General features: G+C 28.4%; 14 protein-coding genes and 2 pseudogenes. 2 read left to right on the top strand and 14 right to left on the bottom strand.

The genetic code is table 11. The annotated features are described in order from the left end of the window. Positions 1-127: 127 nt before the first annotated feature. The 11 genes and pseudogenes from LLF98_RS10665 to LLF98_RS10615 all read right to left on the bottom strand — a co-directional run. Positions 128-970 (bottom strand): YitT family protein, encoded by an 843-nt coding sequence (locus tag LLF98_RS10665; RefSeq protein WP_291703354.1) that lies wholly within the window; start codon positions 968-970, stop codon positions 128-130. Between the two features lie 641 nt (positions 971-1,611). Then, entirely contained in the window at positions 1,612-2,532 is a 921-nt protein-coding gene (locus LLF98_RS10660; RefSeq protein WP_291703351.1) for an ABC transporter permease, read from the bottom strand. Then, on the bottom strand, positions 2,525-3,292 hold the full coding sequence (locus LLF98_RS10655; RefSeq protein ID WP_291703348.1) for an ABC transporter ATP-binding protein: 768 nt from the start codon (positions 3,290-3,292) through the stop codon (positions 2,525-2,527). The genes LLF98_RS10660 and LLF98_RS10655 overlap by 8 nt, the downstream gene beginning before the upstream one ends. Positions 3,293-3,327: 35 nt before the next feature. Further along, on the bottom strand, positions 3,328-4,341 hold the full coding sequence (locus tag LLF98_RS10650; protein WP_291703347.1) for an ABC transporter substrate-binding protein: 1,014 nt from the start codon (positions 4,339-4,341) through the stop codon (positions 3,328-3,330). A gap of 509 nt (positions 4,342-4,850) precedes the next feature. Next, the gene (locus LLF98_RS10645) at positions 4,851-5,744 is read right to left on the bottom strand and encodes a metallophosphoesterase family protein (protein WP_291703345.1); all 894 of its coding nucleotides are present in this window, start codon (positions 5,742-5,744) and stop codon (positions 4,851-4,853) included. Between the two features lie 105 nt (positions 5,745-5,849). Continuing rightward, entirely contained in the window at positions 5,850-7,082 is a 1,233-nt protein-coding gene (locus LLF98_RS10640; RefSeq protein ID WP_291703343.1) for an ammonium transporter, read from the bottom strand. 1,148 nt (positions 7,083-8,230) lie between these two features. Then, the gene (locus LLF98_RS10635; RefSeq protein WP_291703341.1) at positions 8,231-10,396 is read right to left on the bottom strand and encodes a type IA DNA topoisomerase; all 2,166 of its coding nucleotides are present in this window, start codon (positions 10,394-10,396) and stop codon (positions 8,231-8,233) included. A 110-nt stretch (positions 10,397-10,506) separates the two neighbouring features. Further along, entirely contained in the window at positions 10,507-11,466 is a 960-nt protein-coding gene (locus LLF98_RS10630) for a D-2-hydroxyacid dehydrogenase (RefSeq protein WP_291703339.1), read from the bottom strand. Between the two features lie 360 nt (positions 11,467-11,826). Then, positions 11,827-14,187 carry a glycogen/starch/alpha-glucan phosphorylase gene (locus LLF98_RS10625; RefSeq protein ID WP_291703337.1) on the bottom strand — a complete coding sequence of 787 codons (2,361 nt, stop codon included), beginning with the start codon at positions 14,185-14,187 and terminating at the stop codon, positions 11,827-11,829. Positions 14,188-14,189: 2 nt separating this feature from the next. Then, positions 14,190-15,677 (bottom strand): 4-alpha-glucanotransferase, encoded by a 1,488-nt coding sequence (gene malQ / locus LLF98_RS10620; RefSeq protein WP_291703335.1) that lies wholly within the window; start codon positions 15,675-15,677, stop codon positions 14,190-14,192. 30 nt (positions 15,678-15,707) lie between these two features. After that, positions 15,708-15,809, bottom strand: a pseudogene (locus tag LLF98_RS10615) (LacI family transcriptional regulator); the annotation flags it as partial. A 1,002-nt stretch (positions 15,810-16,811) separates the two neighbouring features. Here LLF98_RS10615 and LLF98_RS10610 point away from each other — a divergent pair. After that, positions 16,812-17,579 (top strand): gamma-glutamyl-gamma-aminobutyrate hydrolase family protein, encoded by a 768-nt coding sequence (locus LLF98_RS10610; RefSeq protein WP_291703333.1) that lies wholly within the window; start codon positions 16,812-16,814, stop codon positions 17,577-17,579. 162 nt (positions 17,580-17,741) lie between these two features. On the opposite strand, the gene LLF98_RS10605 is transcribed toward LLF98_RS10610, so the two are convergent. The 3 genes and pseudogenes from LLF98_RS10605 to LLF98_RS10595 form a co-directional block, all read right to left on the bottom strand. Beyond that, entirely contained in the window at positions 17,742-19,571 is a 1,830-nt protein-coding gene (locus LLF98_RS10605; RefSeq protein WP_291703331.1) for a S8 family peptidase, read from the bottom strand. A 411-nt stretch (positions 19,572-19,982) separates the two neighbouring features. Then, positions 19,983-20,438: a peptide deformylase gene (def, locus tag LLF98_RS10600; protein WP_291703328.1), complete on the bottom strand. Its 456-nt coding sequence runs from the start codon at positions 20,436-20,438 to the stop codon at positions 19,983-19,985. Between the two features lie 263 nt (positions 20,439-20,701). After that, positions 20,702-20,792, bottom strand: a pseudogene (locus LLF98_RS10595) (metal-sensing transcriptional repressor); the annotation flags it as partial. A gap of 273 nt (positions 20,793-21,065) precedes the next feature. Here LLF98_RS10595 and LLF98_RS10590 point away from each other — a divergent pair. Next, entirely contained in the window at positions 21,066-21,527 is a 462-nt protein-coding gene (locus LLF98_RS10590) for a spore coat protein (RefSeq protein WP_291703326.1), read from the top strand. The last annotated feature ends 74 nt before the right edge of the window (positions 21,528-21,601 follow it).

The raw sequence follows: 21,601 nt of genomic DNA, 5'->3' as shown, positions 1-21,601 counted from the left end.
TTACTAATCAGTTTGTCTACATAATTATAATTTGCACTCATTATAATAATCAACAAGTAAATATTGCTAAACAACTTTTGTAGTCTGATTATATACGCGAACCTTATATAAATGTGTTTTTTATTTTTTATTCACTTAAACTTTTAAATCCTTTTCCTAAAACTTCACTTGTTTCATTAACTGTTATAAAAGCATTTTGATCATTATTTTTAATAAACTTTTTTAGTTTTATAAATTGACTTCTATTTAATATAGTTAAAATCATGCAACTATGCTTTCCTGTGTATCCACCCTTTCCATAAAACACCGTACATCCTCTATTTATATCCTTAATTATGTACTCAGCTACAAGTTTTTCTTGCTCAGTAAATACCATAACTTGCTTTGATAGATTAAATCCATCTATAAATTTATCAATTAAATGTCCAGTTAAGTATATGCTTAATAATCCAAATAAAGCTAGTTCTGTCCCAAATGTATACATTGCAAGTATTACTACAATAGAATCAGATATTAAAAGTCCCTTACCAAAATCTATGTTTCCATATTTACTTAGTATTTTCGCTGTAATACTAGTACCCCCTGTTGTAGCATCTTGAGTAAGCATAATTGCTGTTCCCAAAGCTAAAAGTACACTTCCAAATATTGAAGCAAGCATTAAGTTATTTGTAAATGCTACTGGTTTAGAAGTTTTTTCTATAATTGATAAAGCAAATGCTAATCCAAATGCTGCATACATGCTTTTAATTCCAAAATTTCCTCCAATAAATATAAACGCTAATGCAAATAATATAACATTACATATTACCATTACTATTCCTGTATCTATTTTAAAGATATTATTAATTGCTAATGCTAATCCTGACACTCCTCCTGAAGCTATTTTATTTGGAAAGAAAAAAAACTCTAATGATATAAGTACTAAGACTACTCCTATTGTTATAATTCCATATTCTTTTAATATTTTCATGTCATTCTCCCTATTTTGAAATCATTTCATCTACAAATCACATATTAATTAACAACTAATATATAATAAACTGTAGGAATTTAATTAAATATATTTGTTTTGAGCTTATACTAAACAATTTTATATTATAATACATATATTACCCATTTACTATGAAAAAATAAAGAATTGTTTTAAAATAATTTTTAACCCTTCAATTACGTAAATATCTTCAAAAAAATAACAGACCAAATATGCAAGCATACTGGTGTGTTATTTTTTGAATGTGTCTTATATAATTTAATTTACTACTATTACCTCAATAAGTAAAACTGCCTTTTACGTTAAGCAAAGGTTACGTTTTTAATAAACATCGTTATATTTATATATTTTGAGACTGTGTTTATATTAGGCATATGAAATAAAATAACAAGTCCATGATGCGATCTATATTTTGCCTTAAGATAGGTTCAACTAGATTCAGTTAGAATGTAAAATTCCACCTGAAAAGTTTCACTTTACGTCAGACAAGGAAGTGAGTTTCGTTCATAGTGAGCTATTAGCGAAACTTACCGACGAAGTATCACGCAAAATAGACTAGCATGCTGACTTGTTATTTTTTGATTATGCCTTATTACATATTTATTTAGAAAACCTTAGATTTAATTCTTATCTTTTACAAACTTATTTTCTGTAAATGCAACCATTTCATACATAATAAATGCAATTATAGCAAGAATTACAATACTCATCATTACCATATCTAGTTGAGCAACTTGTCCTCCATAGACTATTAAGAATCCTAATCCATTCTTAGCTACCAAGAACTCTCCCATTATTACGCCTACCCAAGATAGTCCTACATTTATTTTTAGAGCTGAAATGAAAATGGGAATAGAATATGGAAATATTAAATATCTTAATATTTGTGTCTTAGATGCTCTGAAGGTATTCATTAGCATAATTTTTTCTTTATCTATTTCATTAAATCCAGTTAGAACACTTATAACTGTTGTTACAACTGAAATTAAAAGTGCAATAACAATTATAGCAGGCATACCATTTCCAATCCAAAAAATTATAATTGGAGCTAAAGCAACCTTAGGAAGTGCATTTAAAACTACTATATATGGGTCTAATATTTTTGATACAAGAGGGCACGACCATAAAATTACTGCAATTAATGCACCTAAAATTGTACCTAAAGAAAATCCTAAAATAGTTTCATAACAAGTAATACCTATATGCTTAAATAAGCTTCCATCTTCATATAAAGATACAAAAGATTTAATAACTCTAGTTGGGCTTGAAGTTAGAAATGGATCAATCCATTTTAAACTAGCAGCCATTTGCCACAAAGCAATGAAAATAACAAGTATAAGGATTCTAATAATTACAATTCTTCTTTTAGTAGACTTTACTTTTTTTAAATATATTTCATGTTCGTTACTGACTTTATCTTGTACTTTAACTTTTTCATATTTTTTATTCACTTTAGTGTTTTCAGTTAAATAGTCACTTTTTCTACTCGTATTCTCTTCTTTTTGTTTTTTTAACAAATGTATCTCATGTTTCTTACTCATTACTTTGATCCAACTCCTTCCATAGTCTATTGAAATAGTCACTAAACTGTGGAGATTTCCTTTTTTGAAATGGAGTTAAATTATCATTTCCAAAATCTATAGGAATTTCTACTTTTACACTTGATGGTCTTTTAGTTAATACTATTACTTTTTGAGATATAGAAATAGCTTCTGCAATATCATGAGTTACCATAATTGCTGTCTTTTTTTCTGTTTTTATTATCTTATAAACATCATCACATACTAAAAGTCTTGATTGATAATCTAGTGCTGAAAATGGTTCATCTAAAAAAAGTATTTCAGGTTTTAAAGCTAAAGTTCTTATAAGGGCAACTCTTTGCCTCATTCCACCAGAAAGTTCACTTGGATAATGCTCCTTAAACCTTAATAATCCATAAGTGTCTAATAATTCATTTACTTTTTCTTTTGATTCATTATTTAATTGTTTTTTTATTCTTAATCCAAGAGTTACATTCTCCCAAACAGTATTCCATTCAAAAAGATGATCCTTTTGAAACATATATCCTATTTTATCTAAATTATTTTTTATATCTTCACCTTTGTATAATACATATCCACTTGACTGCTCTAACAATCCATTCATTATATTAAGCAAAGTAGATTTGCCACATCCTGATGGACCTAAAATAGAAATAAACTCACCCTCATTTACTTCAAAATTCACATTATTTAAAGCTTGTGTTTCTCCTTTAATAGAATGATAATTCATGGATACATCGCATATTTTAAGCAAGCTCAAATTTTAATCACCACCTTCTCATCTCTACATGACATCTACTTAACTACTTTTTGAGCATATGAATTATCTACTATCTTATTAAATTCAGGTCTTTGTGGCATTAAACTTGCATCGTAATCTGTAATTATATCCATAAGTCTACTTAGATTTTCTTCTTTAATCTCTGGAGTATGTGCTATGGCATCAATATTTTTGTAGTTGTCTATAACAGTCATAATTGTCTCTTTATCAGTACCTGGGAAATATTGAATTATGCTATCAGCCACTTCTTCTGTACTGTGACTAAAAAACCATTGTTGACCTTTATAAATTGCCTTTGTAAAATTTTCAATTACTTTTGAATTTTTATCCATATAAGATTTTGTAGTGAAGTAACAAGTATACGGAATAAGACCTGACTCTTGCCCAACTGATGCAAGTATAGTTCCAGTTCCCTCTTTTGCAAGAACTGATGCTGTTGGTTCAAAAAGTGCTACATAGTCTCCAGTACCGCCTTTAAATGCACCTGCTGTTGCTGCAAAATCTATATTAGTAACCATATTAACATCACTCTTAGGATTAATATTGTTTTGCTTCATAGCATACTCCAAAGCCATTGCAGGAACACCACCAGGTCTGCCTCCTATAACATCTTTTCCTTTGATATTTTTCCATTTAAAATTGTCGTCCTTAGTTCGACCAACCAAGAAAGAACCATCCTTTTGAGTTAGCTGTCCAAAAAGTATAGGATAATCTTCTCTTCTTTGATTGTTAATGTAAATTGTTTGCTCAGGTCCACAAAAACCAATATCTGCTGATTTACTTAAAACTGCTTGCATGGTCTTGTCAGCACCTTGACCTGTTTGTAAATCAATCTCAATTCCATTTTCCTCAAAAAATCCTTCACTCATTGCAACATACATTGGTGCATAGAAAACAGAACGAGTTACTTCATTTAAACGTACAGTTACTTTACCTTCATTAGTTTTAGCATTACTACATCCAAACATGGATATAGCTGTTACACTTGAAATTAATAAAGCAGTTAACACCTTTAACTTCTTTCTCACGAAGAAAGCATCTCCTAATAATATTCATGGTGTATAATATGACGTTTAATCGAAGATTGTTCTAATATATATGATTTATGTTAAGAAAAGGACTTTTGGGCTTTTGAAATTTCATGAGCTTGTTAGTATTGTTAAATCTATTAAAAAGATTTTTACCTAACATTTTTTAACAAAGAAGCTTCAATTATTTTATTTTTCTTTTTTAAACTTATATACCAAATATTTTTTCTAAAAACTTTAAAGGGCTATTGAAAAGTAGAAATCAAATTTCTATTTTTTAATAGCCCTTTAATTTTAAGCTTGTATATTTTGTTGTTTTACATCTATAGTCGTTTCATTAGCCACTGTAAGAGTATTTTCAATATCTAATGATTGAAACTTACTTAATTGGTTTTTAAGTTTCGCATTTTCTTCTTGTAATTTAGTATTTGAATCTTAAAATTCCACCTAAAAAGTTTCACTTAGTACTACAATAATATGAATGAATAATCTTAAATGCTACTTATTAATTATTTATCACCTTCTTTTCTCAGCCACGTTTCAAAATTAGCTGGACTTGATTCATTAATAAGAAATACTCTTGCACCACGAGGAATATTATCTTGTCCATAAGTTCCATAACCAGTATATCCTGCATATCCAAGTTTAATTCCATTAATAGCAGCCAAATAATTATTTAAATGATCATGACCTACAAATACACCTTTTACATCACCAGTTTTAACAATAGCATTAAAAAAACATAAATTTATCTTGGCACAACTTTCTGCTTCAATTCTTTCACCGTTTATTAATCCACTACTCCATGATTCTTTGAATTTTTTTAATGGTATATGGAAAAACATAAGTGATGGTACTATTTTGTTATATTTTTGTTTTAAATTCAAGGCAGTTCTCTTATACCAACAAATTTGAGTGAATTTTATCCAATTGTATCCACCAATAAAAGAAGGTGCATATTTACCTGAATCCATCATATAAATATTGAACTTAGGTGTGTTATCTTTTGAGCTTTCTATAAGAAGATTATAATTGCCAATTCTATCAAAAGTTTTATAACCTATTTGACTTATATTGTATTCAAAAGCCATATAGGTATTCATCATTTCTTCTTTACTCATCATATTGTGCTCATCGTCATGATTACCAAAAACTATGGACCAAGGTATATGCCTAGTTTCCATTGGTTCAGCTATATAATTAATAGCACTTTTTACATCATCTAATGTTTTACATTTACCATCAACATTATCTCCAGTTAAAACTACCAGATTAGGTTTCTCACATTCTAATATTTTATTCATTAAATCTATAGCTTTATCTCTATCTGGACCTTCGTGTAAATCTGTGAATTGAACAATTTTAAAATTTCCATTGTTGTCAAATTTAAGAGGATATTTCATATATCATCCTACCTTCATTAAACTAGTTACTATACTATATATGTATTTTAATATAAAAAAAGTAGGAATCAATTTAAATTCCTACCTTTTTATTAAAACTAATTTCTACCTGTTAAATCCTGAATAAGCCTCTTCTCCATGTAAAGAGATATCTAATCCTTCTGCTTCTTCATTTTTAGTAGCTCTTATATTCATCACAAAACTCATAATCTTAAGTATTGCAAAAGTTACAATAGCTGCATATAAAGCAGTAGCACAAGTTGATATTAAATGAGCTTTTAGAAGAGCAAAGTTTCCATATATTAATCCATCTGCACCTGCTGGATTAATTGCCTTTGATGAAAATACAGCCGTAGCTATAGATCCCCAGATTCCTGCTACTCCGTGACAGCCAAAAGCATCTAGTGCATCGTCATATCCTAATTTTTTCTTTAATACAGCTATAGCAAAGAAACTTAAAGCTCCTCCAGCTAGTCCGATAAATATAGCTGATATAGGACTTACAAAACCCGCACCTTGAGTTATTGCAACTAATCCAGCTATAGCTCCACTGACTATTCCTAATGCTGTAGGTTTCTTATAAAGAATCCATTCACAAGCTACCCATCCAACTGCGCCTGCTGCTGCTGAAGTATTTGTAGTAACAAAAGCATTAACAGCTGTAAAATTCATAGCAAGAGCACTTCCTGCATTAAATCCAAACCATCCGAACCATAAAAGTCCGCCACCAAGTATTGCCATAGGTATATGATGTGGCTCTGGACTTGATTTCTTTCTTTTGCCAATAAATATTGCTGCAACAAGTCCAGAAATACCTGAATTTATCTCAACAGGGTGTCCTCCAGCAAAATCAAGTACGCCCAAATCTTTTAACCATCCATTTGTACCCCATACCCAATGAGCAATAGGATCATAAACTAATGTACTCCATAAAATGATAAAGATCAAAAAGGCTGGAAAAGTCATACGTTCAGCAACAGCACCTGAAATAACGGCTGCAGTAATTGCTGAAAACATTAATTGAAATACTACAAATTCCAAATGTGGTATTGTACCTGCATAATCTGCATTAGGTGCAATTCCTATATTTTTCAAAAAGCTCCAATCCGATCCGCCAATTACCCCATTTCCATTAGGACCAAAGGCTAAGGTATAGCCTATAAAAATCCACTGTAGAGATATAATAACGAGAGCTGCATAGTTCTGTACTGTAATACTCAATACATTTTTGCTCCTTACCATACCACCATAAAACAAAGCTAATCCTGGCACCATTAGCATTACCAATGCAGCACAAATAATTACAAATCCCATGTCTGCGCCATTTAATAATTGCATTTCTATTCCCCCTTGAATAATTTGTTATTAAATTTTTAATTCATTGATAAATTCCTTTTTAATAAAAAAAGACGCCTCATTTCAAAAAGGTACATCCACCATTAGATATATCTTTCTCTTAGAAATGAAAACGTCATTGTTTTCTACAAATTATATGAAATTATTTTAAATTACTTTTATAAGTTTACTAGCATACCTTTTATATGTCAATACAAAATGTAACTTTTTTTTCATTTCATATTCACATATGCACTATAATATTACAAATTATGAATTTTCATTTATGCAACTTCATTATAATCTAATATAATTGCCATTAAATCTGTAACCACAACTTTAATTTTACAATTTTCATTAGATATAACTTTAACATTTCCACAATATTTTTCGATATTTTTCAGTAATTTATTTTCTAAAATAATCGGTTACTCCTTCATATAAAGTTCTATACTGTATGTTTCTGCAAAGCCATCAGGTACATTTTTAAATTTTTCTTTATATTTCTTCATTATACATAAACCTTCTTTCTCATTTTATATTAACAAATTTAATTAGGACAGTATTCAGTAGTTTTTAATACTAAATACTATCCTATAGATTAAAGGTATTATCAAAATAAAATTTATAAATCCTTTAAATTATTTATAATATTTCGGAGCAATTTTTATTGTTTTGAAAAATTCATCATCATGTGCAAAAAATACCTTAGCACCATATTTTTTTTCTAGTGTTTTTACTTTATTAATTGATTTGAAGAAAGAAATACTATCATAAAGTAAACCAGATACTTTAATAGGTGGTCCATAAATTTCTGAATTATATACACAATCTTGAGGAAAAATTAAGGTTCCTTCATTTTTCAGATGAACTACTAATCCAAGTAACCCTGGCGTATGACCAGGTAAATTTATAATTTCAACCCCCTCTGCAAATTCACAATCTTCTTCAATTATATAATCTCCTACCTCAATAATTTAATATTTTCTTGTATTAAAAAAGCAGATATTAATTCTTTCAAATCAATATCTGCCTCATTGCACATCTTAATATATCTTCTTTTTCTACGAATTTAAAATTCTTCAGTTCCTATATGTATTATTTCATTTTTCCTTTATAAATGTCAATGTTTTTTGGAGTGTTCTCTAAAATCATTTATTATCTATAAACTCAATATTCCAATTAAAATATCCAGTTTGTTCATTCTTTTCATATTTAAAATATGCTGAAAATGTATTTCCTTTTTTACTTTTTAAGTTTCTAAATCCAACTTTACCATTCTTAAGTAAAAGTTCAATCATTTCCTTAGATACATTTTTACCAAATGACTTAATGTATTTGTCATCTTTCCAAATGGTAAATTTGCACCCATTTTTCCAGTTACTACATCCAAAGCTTTTTTCACTTTCAACCACCGGATTCCCACAAACAGGACAAGGCCCTAAACATTCAATATCTTTAGGTATTTCTACTTTAAATCTTGATAATGCACCATCATCTTTTTTTATTGAATCAACGGACTTAATAGTAAAATCTATTATTAACTTCATAAAATCGCTTTTATCAAATTTACCTTTTTCAATATCAGAAAGAGTTTTTTCGAGTCTTCCTGTATACTCTAAATCCAATAAATCTTTTACTGGGAAAATTTCTACTAAATTTCTTCCAAGGTCTGTGCACATAAGATTTTTTCCTTTAGTCTTTAAATATCCTATGTCCTTCAATTTTTTTATAGTTTCTGCACGTGTTGCCGGTGTACCTATACTATATCCGCTTAAAATAGCTTGCATCATTTCTTCTGAATCTTCTTTGCCTTCAATACCTTTTCCGCAAGTTTCCATAACTCTAAGTAGTGTCTTTTCCGTATGATACTTAGGAGGCTTTTTAGTAACTGCATTCACACTTGATTTTATAACATCCACATTTTCATTTATTTCAATCTTTGGAAGAATTATATCCTTACTTTCTATTTTTTCTACTACCTTCCAGCCTTCTATAAGCTTTACTTTTCCCTTAGAAATAAATATACCCTTAACTTCTGAGTTATCTGCTTTCAAAGTAACTTTTGTTTCTTCAAATTGAGCAATAGGCATAAACTGTATTATAAATCTATTTTTAATCGCTTCATATACGATTCTTTCATCTAGAGATAATCCTGATGGTTTAATATATGTTGGAGTTATAGCACTATGGCTTTCAACTTTTGAACTGTCAAAAATTCTTTTAGATGTATTAAATTTAATGTCCTTTTCGTATGGTAATCCAACTTTTAATGTGTCTAAAACCTTTTTTGCCCTATCCTTCAAACTTTCCTCTAGAACTACACTTGCTGTTCTCGGATAAGTTGTAAGTTTCTTTTCATAAAGAGATTGTGCAACCTTTAAAACCTTATCAGATGTCCAACCTTTATATTTACTTGTAACATAACCTTGTAAGTTTGATAAATTAAATAAATAAGGTGGATATTCCTTTTTTAGTTCTGTTTGTTTATCGATAATCTTAGCAGTTGCTCCTTCTAACAAAGGAATAAATTTATCTAAATCTTCTTTTTTCTCAAACTTTTCAGAATCATTTTCATAATAAAGTCCTTCAAATTCTTCATTACTTAAATTTTTAAAATTTGATATTAATTTATAGTAAGTTGTTGCTGTAAAGTTTTCTATTTCTTTATCTCTATCATAAATAATCTTTAATGTAGGTAATAAAACTCTACCTATATTAATAGTCTTATTTTCTTCAAACTTATATTTTAATGTACTTACAGAAGTTAGATTAATCCCAATAATCCAATCACTCCATTGCCTTCCTATGCCTGCATCTTGAAGTGATTGCATCTCTTTATTATTCTTTAAAGCTTCCATACCACTTTTAACTTCATCAGGTGTCCATTCATTTAAAAGCAATCTATATATAGGCTTTTTCACCTTAAAATAACCAAATAATTCATCAGCTATAACTTGACCTTCTCTATCAAAGTCAGTTGCTGAAACAATACTATCAACGTCATCTTTATCAATTAAACTCTTTATTATTCCAAGTTGTTTTTTCGCACCTTTATCTTCTATAGTTCTATCTTCACTATCGCATTTTACCTTATACAAAAAATTTTCTGGAATAAATGGAAATTTTTCAAATCTCCAACCCTTCATATTTTCATCATAATCCTTTGCGTCATAAAGTTGCAAAAGATGTCCAAATGCCCATGTTATATAATATCCATCACCTTCAAAATAACCATCTTTTCTATTTTTTATCTTAAATGCATCTGCAATATTTTTTGCAACAGATGGCTTTTCCGCAATAATAACTTTCGCCATGATATTTTTATTATCCTCCTTTAGTTACTACTTTTAGCACTATATATATTAACATTAAACTAAAAATAAAACTAGTTGAAGTTCTCCCTAAAAATATACAGGTCAATATTTTAAATGTCTACTCTATTTCTTTTTTCGCCTCTATTGTACGCACTAATATTTTCTAACAAATCTGTAAACAATCTATTTCTAGCTTCCTCACTTGCCCATGCAATATGTGGTGTCAGTACCAATCTTTCTTTATTTTTAACTTTTAGTAATGGACTTTCTGATGGTATCGGTTCTACTTTAAATACATCTGAAGCTGCTCCACCTATTATCTCTTCATCTATAGCTCTAGCCAAGTCTTCATCTACTACTATAGGACCTCTTGCTACATTTATTAATACAACATCTTTTTTCATTCTGGTAAAAGCTTGGTAGTTAATTAATCCTTCAGTTTTTTCATTCAAAGGTGCATGTATAGAAATAATATCACATTGCTTTAACAAAGAATCAAATTCTACTCTTGCATAATCTGAATCTGCATTTTTACCTGAAGTTGAATAATATACTACTCTTGCACCAAAAGCTTGAGCTATTTTTGCCACTCTTTTTCCAATGTTTCCAAGGCCTATTATTCCCCATACTTTCCCACACAAATCTTTATATGGTGCTTCTAAGTTAGTAAACATTAAAGACTTAGAGTAGTCTCCGCTTTTAATAAATTTATCAAAATAATTTATATTATCATACAAATGAAGTAACATAGCAAATGTATGTTGCGCTACAGTAGTAGTAGAATACCCAGTAACATTAGCTACTGCAATATTCTTTTCTTTAGCATACTCTATATCTATATTATTGTATCCCGTAGCCATTTCACATATAAGCTCTAACTCATTTGCATCTCTTAAGTTTTCCCTATTTAATGCAACTTTATTGGTTAATACAATATTAGCCTCTTTAATTCTCTCAGCAACTTCTTCTTTTAAAGTTAAATCATAATAAACTACTTGACCAAATTCATTTAATTTAATGTAATCTACGTTACCTAAGGTTTTACCATCTAATACTACTATTTTCTTCATATTTAATCCCCTTTTCTAACTTTAAAGTAATCTTAATTTAATATCTTATATATATCACTTTTCTTCAAAATCTCTACGTTATTAACTATACTTTTATTATCTTAATAATATCGTACATCTAAATAAATGTAAACTTACACTCTAATATTTCCCAATCAAATACGCTACTATTAATCTGAAGTTAAAACTTATACACAGCTTTGGAATGTACACTTCACAGTACATTGTGAAGTAAAGGAATTGTACATCATACATTAAATTATCTAGTTCCCCACATAGAGAAAGATCCATAGATATAGTATTTTAATCTCTATATCTACAAATCTTCACCTTATTTTAGAATTGTTCTATATCTTAATATTATTTAATTGGTGCTGGTTTTATGTTCCAAATCTCATCAGCATATTGTTTTATAGTTCTATCACTTGAAAATGCTCCTGAATTATAAAGATTAGCAAAACATTTTTGAGCCCATTTCTTTTTGTCTTTATAATCTTCAAATACTTGTTCCTGTGTCTTTTTAAATGAGTCAAAATCAGCAAGTACATAATATTGATCTCTTTCCTCTAATAATGCATTATACAAATCTTCAAAATATCCCGTCTTACCATCTTCTAAAGTACCATTAATTAACGTGTCTACGGCTCTCTTAATGCTTGGATTTTCTCTATAATACCATTTAGGATCATAGTTATGCTTTATTCTTTCAATATCTTCAACTTTAAGTCCAAATATATAGTTATTTTCTTCTCCACTTTCTTGAACAATCTCTATATTAGCTCCATCATAAGTTCCAAATGTTGGAGTTGCATTTAACATGAACTTCATATTTCCTGTTCCTGAAGCTTCCTTTCCAGCAGTAGAAATTTGCTTAGATAAATCAGAACCTGGAAATAACTTTTGTGCATAAGACACTCTATAGTTATGTACAAATACAACTTTAATTTTCTTAGAAGCTTCTACGTCATTATCAATAAGTCTAGCTATTTCATTTATAAATTTAACTATACCTTTAGCTCTTCTATATCCTGGGAAGGCTTTAGCTCCAAATATAAATGTAGTCTTTGGTATATCTAAATTTGGATTTTCTTTAATTCTATAATATAGATCTAAAATATATAAAGCATTTAATAATTGTCTCTTGTATTCATGCAATCTTTTTATTTGGATATCAAAGAATGAATTTGGATCTACATCAATTCCTTCTTCTAGTTTAATGTACTCTGCTAATTCAACTTTCTTTTTATGTTTAATTGCCATAAGCTTTTCGAGTACTGCATCATCATCTTTATATTTTTCTAATCCCTTAAGTAATTCTAATTTTTTAACCCAATCTTCACTTCCTAATAAGTCAGTTATAAATTCAGACAATTCAATGTTGCAAAGTCTAAGCCATCTTCTCGGAGTAATTCCATTAGTCTTGTTTTGGAATTTATTTGGATATAAATTATACCAATTATTTAATTCGGTTGTCTTTAAAATTTCTGTATGAAGTGCAGCAACTCCATTTACAGCTCTTCCTACAAATATAGCTAAATTAGCCATCCTCATTTGGTCGTTTGCAATAATTCTAAAGTTCCAAATTGCACCTTCATCATAGCCCTTTTGCCTTAATTCATTCATTAGAGCATCATCAACTTGATATGCGATTTGTAATATTCTCGGAAATAGTCTTTCAATTAATCTTATATTCCATTTTTCTAAAGCTTCTGCAAGTATAGTGTGATTTGTATATCCAAAGAATGCTTTTGCAATTGCTAAAGCATTCCAGAAATCAACATTTTCTTCATCCACTAATATTCTTATAAATTCAAGAATTGATATTGTTGGATGAGTATCATTTAATTGAGCCACATTATATTTTGCAAATTCTGAAAAATCGCTTCCAAATTTGGCTTTATGTTTCTTTATTATATCTTTCATTGATGCACTTGAGAAGAAATATTGTTGTCTAAGTCTTAATATTTTTCCTGCTTCCGCTGTATCATTTGGATATAATACTCTTGATATATCTTCAGCCTTATTTCTTCCTGATACTGCCTCAATATACTGTTGATTATTAAATAAATTAAAATCAAATTCTCTTAAAGCTTCACATTGCCATAATCTTAATGTATTTATATTTTTAGTTCCATATCCTATTATTGGTACATCATAAGGAACAGCTTTTACTACCATATCAGAATAATTTATTATTTGAGTCTCATCGTCTTTTCTAATACTCCACGCTTCTCCATATTTAAGCCATGTATCTTCACATTCAGTTTGAAATCCATTTTCAATGTTTTGTTTAAATAAACCGTTGCTATATCTTATTCCATATCCAACTAAAGGCATGTCTAAAGTTGCTGATGATTCTACAAAGCATGCTGCAAGTCTTCCAAGCCCCCCATTCCCAAGACCCGCATCTTCCTCTATTTCTTCAATTTTATTTAAATCTATATTTAATTCTTTTAATACATTTTTAACTTCATCATATAAACCTAAATTCATTAAATTATTACCTAGTGCTCTGCCCATTAAAAATTCTGCTGATAAATAGTATGCCATTCTTCCTTTGTTATAAGTTTCATTTGTAGCATTCCAATCGTCAATTATTTCTTCCAAAATTGTTAGTGAAACTGCATTAAAGATTTCATAATCTTGTGCATCTTTCAATTTTACCCCATGTTTTACTTTTAAGTATCTTTCAATACCATCTTTTATTTTTTGCTTCTCCACAATTATTCACACCTTCCATAAATTTCAGTTAATCTATAAATTTTATTTGCTAACTCCTTAGTGAAAACATTCTCTTTTGCTCTCCAACTCCAATTATTTTTCATTGTTGATGGCATATTAATTCTTGCTTCATTCCCAAGATTTAAAAAATCTTGCATAAGTGCAATAGAAGTATTTGCAACACTACTCCATATCCCTCTTATAAATCCCCAATTATAACCTTCTTCTTCTGTTAACTTTAAATATTCAATTGCATTTTTAACTTCAGCCTTACCTCCTGTAGTTTCAAACCAACCTCTTACTGTATCATTATCATGTGTTCCTGTATAAGCCACAGAATTTTTTTCATAATTGTGTGGAAGATATGCATTTTTACTGCCACCAGAAAAAGCAAATGCTAATACTTTCATTCCTGGAAATCCTGACTTTTCTCTAAAATTTATAGTTTCTTCAGTTAATAAACCTAAATCTTCAGCTATAATATTTATAGCTCCAAATTCTTCTTTTATAGCACTAAATAATTTCATTTCTGGTCCTTTTACCCACTCTCCATTTTCTGCGGTTTTATTTCCATAAGGTATAGACCAATAAGCTTCAAATCCCCTAAAATGATCTATTCTAATTACATCATAAAGTTTCAAGCTTTGTTTAATTCTATTTATCCACCATTTATAGCTTGTCTCCTCAAGATATTTCCAATCATAAATAGGATTTCCCCAAAGTTGTCCAGTTGCTGAAAATGCATCAGGTGGACATCCTGAAATTTTTATTGGTTTTAAAGTTTTCTCATCTAATAAAAATACTTTTGGATTACTCCATAAATCAGCACTATCTTCAGCCACATATATTGGTATATCTCCTATAATTTCAATGCCTAATTTATTAACATAATATTTTAAACTCGTCCATTGCTTAAAAAATTCATATTGCAAAAACTTCCAATATTGCACTTCATCAGTAAGCTGTTCTTTGTACTTATTTAAAGTTTCTTCTTTTCTTAACCTAATATTATCATCCCAAGTTTGAGAGCTTTTTAAATTAAAATTAACTTTCAATGCCATAAATAAAGCATAATCATCAAGCCAATACGATTCTGCTTTTTCAAAAATTTTAAAATCATTGCATTCATTTTTTTTAGAATTCTCATATGCAATCCTTAATACTTTCATTTTTTCTGTAAATAATGCTCCATAGTTTATAACTTCAGAATTATCTCCAAAATTTATTGCATTATAATCTTCTTTTTTTAGCAGTCCATCTTTTTCCAAAATATCAAAATCAATAAAGTACGGATTCCCCGCAAACGCTGAAACTGACTGATACGGTGAATCTCCATAGCTTGTTTGACCTAAAGGAAGTATCTGCCAATACCTTTGACCAGCCTTTTTTAAAAACTCAGCAAATTCATATGCTTCTTTTCCAAATGTACCTATTCCATATTTACCTGGCAAAGATGCTATATGCATAATGATTCCACTACCTCTTTCCATTCTCATTCCTCCACCCTATTAATGCTTAAAAAGTGCTTTTTTGTATCCTTCTAATCTCCACAAACTAACACTCATATCATTAGTTTCACCCAAAATTACTACTATCTTTTTATGTCCTTTATTTATTAAATAGCTTGTTGCATCATATCCCTCTTTATAATTTCTAAAACCTTTTGCCTTGTACTTTCTTTAACATCTGGGTGATTATTAAAAACTCTTAAAACTGTACTATTCTATTAGATACAAAATAATCTCGGTATCGTTGCAGTTTTCCAATTAATTTAATCTTAAGTTATAATTTTTATATAAAATTCTGTAATAAATATTAAGCATGTTTTATTATATTCATTTGCTTTTTAGTAATGTTTATATAATAAAAATTCTTTTAAATTTATTTAATAACATTTTAACAAAACTTGAATATTTATACAACTTTATTATTTTTTAGGCGTAGTTCAAGTTTCATAAAAGCTAATGACCTGAATATTGTAATATTAATAACATAAATATAATTTTTGAACTACTCAATTTGTCGAATATTCATTTTTACACTATCCCTAAATTAAATACTTCTGTTTATATCTATATATGCCAAAAATAAAGTACCTGAATTTGTAAACTTTATTAAATATTTTATGTATACTTCTTGTTTATTATCAATAAGTTTCACTTTCAAATTTAAAAATAAAAAGACTTTTTCAGAAATTATTTTACAAAGTAATTTCCAAAAAAATCTTTTATTTTATTTACTGAAAGTATTAAAAAAAGTAAAATTTGCGTCTCTATTTTCAAAATGCTTATAAATATTATCTTTTATATCCTCTAATTTCTGAAATTTTTCATATGCAAAGGCTGTTAAAGTCATAATTTGCATTATGCTAAATACTATTATGATAATTTAAAAAAATCTCTTCATTTAATACATATCCACCTAAACGGCTCTTTTTATCTTAGGTTTCTTCAAGAAATAAATTATCGTCAATTCTATTGTACTTGATTTGTTTATTTTGTAAATATTTATTTTTATATTCTTTAGAATTTCTTTATATTTGTACCAATAAACTACAATTGACAATATTTACTTGCCTCTATATAGTATAATTTATATACATTCTTAGTGGAGGTACTATTATTATGAAAAAACCTATTATCGGTATAAATTCAAGCAGAGTTATTAAACATGAAACTCCTTATTCTCATTCTGTTATAGAATCACTTAATAATGATTATGTAGAATCAGTAATTAAAGCAGGTGGAATTCCTGTTATGCTTCCTATTCTTTGTGATGAAGAATCTATTAGAAGGCAAATTGAGCTTCTAGATGGTGTTCTTCTTTCTGGCGGAATTGATATAAATCCTTTAGTATATAATGAAGAACCTTCCCCTAAATTAGGTTATATATTCCCAGATAAAGATACTTTTGATATTTTAATAGCTAAAATAGCTTGTGAACTTAATAAACCTATTTTAGCTATATGCAGAGGACACCAAATTTTAAATGTCGCCTTTGGTGGTACCTTGTATCAAGATATATCAGATATGGAAGGTTGTTATATTAAACATCAACAACAAACAAAAGATGGTGCAGTAACTCATACACTAAATATTATTGAAAATTCAATTTTACATAGTATTTTAGGAAGTTCTATTATCACTAATTCCTTTCATCATCAATCAATCAAAGATTTAGCTCCTGGTTTTAAAGTTACTGCTTATTCTAAAGATAATGTAATCGAAGCAATTGAAAAATGTAATGAAAAATTTGTTGTTGGTGTACAATTTCATCCTGAAATTCTGACTGTTTATAATGATAAAAATATGTTTAAACTTTTCAAATCATTTATAGTTGCTTCATCAAATAACATACCTTCTAAAAATAATAAGAAAAAAGTTAAATTATAATAATCAACTATTTTGCGCTACAATTTTAGGTTTTATTATTTATTAACTATATTATATTTTGAAACATCTTTAGTATATTTAGTATTCCAAATCCCCACTGCGGATTTGGATATATATCCATTTTTTTTGAAATACTTCCCTTGAATCTAACTCCTCCCTATCTTACCTTGGAATCCTTATATATAATTTATTAATATAATATTCAATAAATTCATAATTTTGCTCAATATTTTTTTGATTAAGATTACTGGTACTACGCATTTCATTATTTCTCATATAAATCCTACTAATAATATTAAAAGTACCTAATAAATCAAAATCCCCATAGCCAATTTCTCTACTTGGATATTTGTAAAGTTCATTTCTATTCGCTCCATATATAAGATAGCTAGTAATCTTTTTTGCATACATAGATTTATCATTTCCGTCAATAATCCCCCACTGCAATAAAAGAGCACAAGCTCCAGCCACTATTGCAGTAGCTGCTGAACTACCTGAAAAGGTTGTAACTCCCCCTGAAACTTTTGTTGTTAAAATATTTATTCCCATAGTTGCAATATCAGGATTAATTAAATTGTTAGTATTAAATCCCTTACCAGAAGCTGCAATTAAAGCATTATTATTTCCATAATAAGCAACTGTAACTACATTAACTGATTCAGATGGACTTGTTAGTGTATTAAAAGGATCTGGTTCAAGGAACACTGTATTTTCTGGCAAAGTACTTTTAGGTGGAAGCCATATGTCATATCTTCCATCAGTTATGTATTTACCCATTAAATTAAAACTCCATATTCCAGGTTTTACATCATTGAATGTAATACTTATAACTTCATGTCCAGTAAAATGTTCAGGATTATAATACCTAACTGTTATTGTAGTATTTAAAAAAACAAATTTGACTGGTTGAAACTTACTCATTTTTGCTTCAATGATTGCTGATGCTTCTCCAGTAGGGGAAATTACATTTAGTGAAACAACATTAGGTCTTCGTACCCATATATCAAAGTGAAAATATTTTAATTCCCTTGGTATTTTTAAATTTACTACTTTTATATCTCCTTTATTTTTAATATTTCCTGATGCATGTCCTTGTGCATCTCCTTCATTTCCAGTTCCAGCTACACAGCATAGTCCTATATTACTTCCAAAAGATGTTACATATCTAGAAATCAAATCTGTGCCATCATGACTTCCTTCAGTACTTCCAACACCAATGTACACTACCATAGGTTGCCTACGCTCTATAGATTCTTTTCTTAAATACTCTAGCCCTGCTACAATTTCAGAAGCATTATATACCGGAGTGTCTGCAACATTATTTTCTTTTAATTGCTGCTTAAAATTAGACGATTCAAAAAGTTTAACAATCACAAAATTACTTTCATTGGCAATCCCTTGAAGTTCTTTATTATATCCTCTCGCACCTATTATTCCAGCAACCTTAGTCCCGTGACCAATTTCATCTTTTGAAGGCACAATTTCATATGGATCTTTATTATTTCTATGTGCGTTAATTGCATTGTTTATTTGCTCATTTGAATAATTTTGTCCAATATATACAGAATCATCAGTATTATTTTTTATTGTTTGATCCCATATATTAATTATTCTTGATGTATCATCCTCTCTTATAAATTCTTCATTTAAATAATCTATCCCAGTATCTACTATACCTATTAGTACATTTCTTCCTGTTAAATCCAAGTATGGATTAATTTTAATATTATTTATATTATCTACAGAAGATGGTGAAACATCCTGCAGTACAAACATATTTCTAAAAGCATAAAAAACAATTTCTGGTACATCAATTAAAAGTCTATCTAAATCTTTAACCTGTAATGATACAACCCCAATAGTGTCTGTAATTATATCCCCACAAGCATAAGATATTTTATCTATTTTTTCTTTAAAATCTCCTCTATATTCAATTAAATAATTTGCTGTATTGGGATCATAATATAAATTACAGTCACGTGAATTAGACATATTTAACTCCTAATATTACTCGCACTTAATACTATGTATATTTTTATATTATTTATTTAATGCTTTAAATTCTAAAATACGCAATCTGAAATATTTAATTCATATATATCGAATAATTCTTCTTACTTCATAATATCATCTTAAAATATCACTGTGTGAAATTAATTATAAAAAATTAAGGCATGATAGTAGGAAACAAAAGAATGCTAAGAATTTACCTTAGCACTCTCTATTATATATATATTTGCTTTTATCAACTCATAACTTATGCTATTCTCAAACTTTTAGCATAAATTTTTTATTGCAATTATTTTTTACTGCTCAGCTTCACAATCAATACTATTCATATTGCGTAGAAAACACTGCAAATTCATTTCTGAATAATACGGCATCTGAAAATTTAATATTCTATTATAATTTTATATATTTAATAACAAAATCAGTGAAAAGAATGCCTTCTAAATGGTCAATTTCGTGGCAAAAACATTTTGCTAAATCTCCTGTACCTGTTAATATTATTCTTCTACCTTTTTCATTTAGTGCTTGTATTGTTACCTTTTCTGGCCTTAATAGCTTTCCAAATACATTCGGATTGCTTAAACATCCCTCTATAACTTCTTGACTTCCTTCTTGCTTAATTATCTTTGGATTAATTAATTTTATTAATCCCTGTCCCATATCTATTACAACTAGCCTTTTTAGTATACCTATTTGTGGTGCTGCTAACCCTCCACCATTTTCTGTATTATACATAGTCTCCGCCATATCATCTAGGATTTGTATTATCTTTTCATCTACAACTTCAACTTCTCTACTTTTTTTTCTTAATATTTCATCACCAAAAAGTCTGATTTGCCTTAATGCCATTTAAATTACCCCTCTTATAATTTTTATATTCTACTTTCGTATATTCAGTATTTTAACATAAACTTATGAATTTTATATGTAGAAAATAAGCAATCAAGATTTTGATTAAATATAATGAATCCCATGCATTTTTTTAACACATGGGATTATAGTCATTTTGAAGTATTTCTGCAAATAATATATTGTAGGAACTGCAGCTATCCTATACTTTTTAACAAGATTACCACTTTCATCAGTATATTAGTTTTTTAATCTAATGACTATGCTTCAATGATTTGATTTGATATATCTGCCTTCTTCCATCATTTTTATTATTCCTTCAATTTGTCCTTTTGATGTCTTAAGTGCTTAAATTTCTTACTCTTCATTTTTATTTAATTAAATTGATTCTCTATATTTTACCAAGTTCTTATTTAGATTTTATTTTTATATTTTGAAGATGATTTTAGAAATGAGAATAATGGATCATCTACTACTCCATCAAGCAATCATATTACTACTTCTGAATCAGCTCCTACTAAAACTATAGATTTTAATACTTCTTCTACCTCTACTCCACAGTTAAACTTAATTTATATACATAATGTAAGTATTTTTTGTCTAAAATATGCTGGAGGTGATATTAATATGCAAATAGGACTTAGTCAAAAAGAAAGAATGTTTTTAGAAGATGGAAAGCTTCAAGAGGAAGTTTGTATTGAAAAATACAAAAATTATTCTCAGCAAGCTGAAGGTGCACAGTTGAAGCAACTTTTTAATAAACTTGCTGGTGAAGAACAACATCACTACGATATTATTAATGAAATGCTTCAAGGGCAACAACCAAATTTAAGTCACAATCAACAAGCTAAACAACCGTTGACTCAAAGTAATACTCAAGATGCTGTAAATAATCAACATGATAAAATACTTTGTAATGACTTATTATCTACAGAAAAATATGTTTCAGGTACTTATGATATTGACGTTTTTGAATCTGCTAATCCTATAGTTAGGCAGGCAATGCAACATATTCAACAAGATGAACAAAAGCATGGTCAAGAACTTTTTAATTACATGAATAGCCATGGAATGTATAATGTAAAATAAATTTTTATAAAAAAGATAAGTTCTCTAAAAATATTGAACTTATCTTTTTCATAAAATTAATGTAAGGGTGATTT

It is taken from the genome of Clostridium sp. (assembly GCF_021372645.1).
Lineage (GTDB): Bacteria > Bacillota > Clostridia > Clostridiales > Clostridiaceae > Clostridium.
This window is presented reverse-complemented; position numbering and strand designations above follow the sequence as displayed.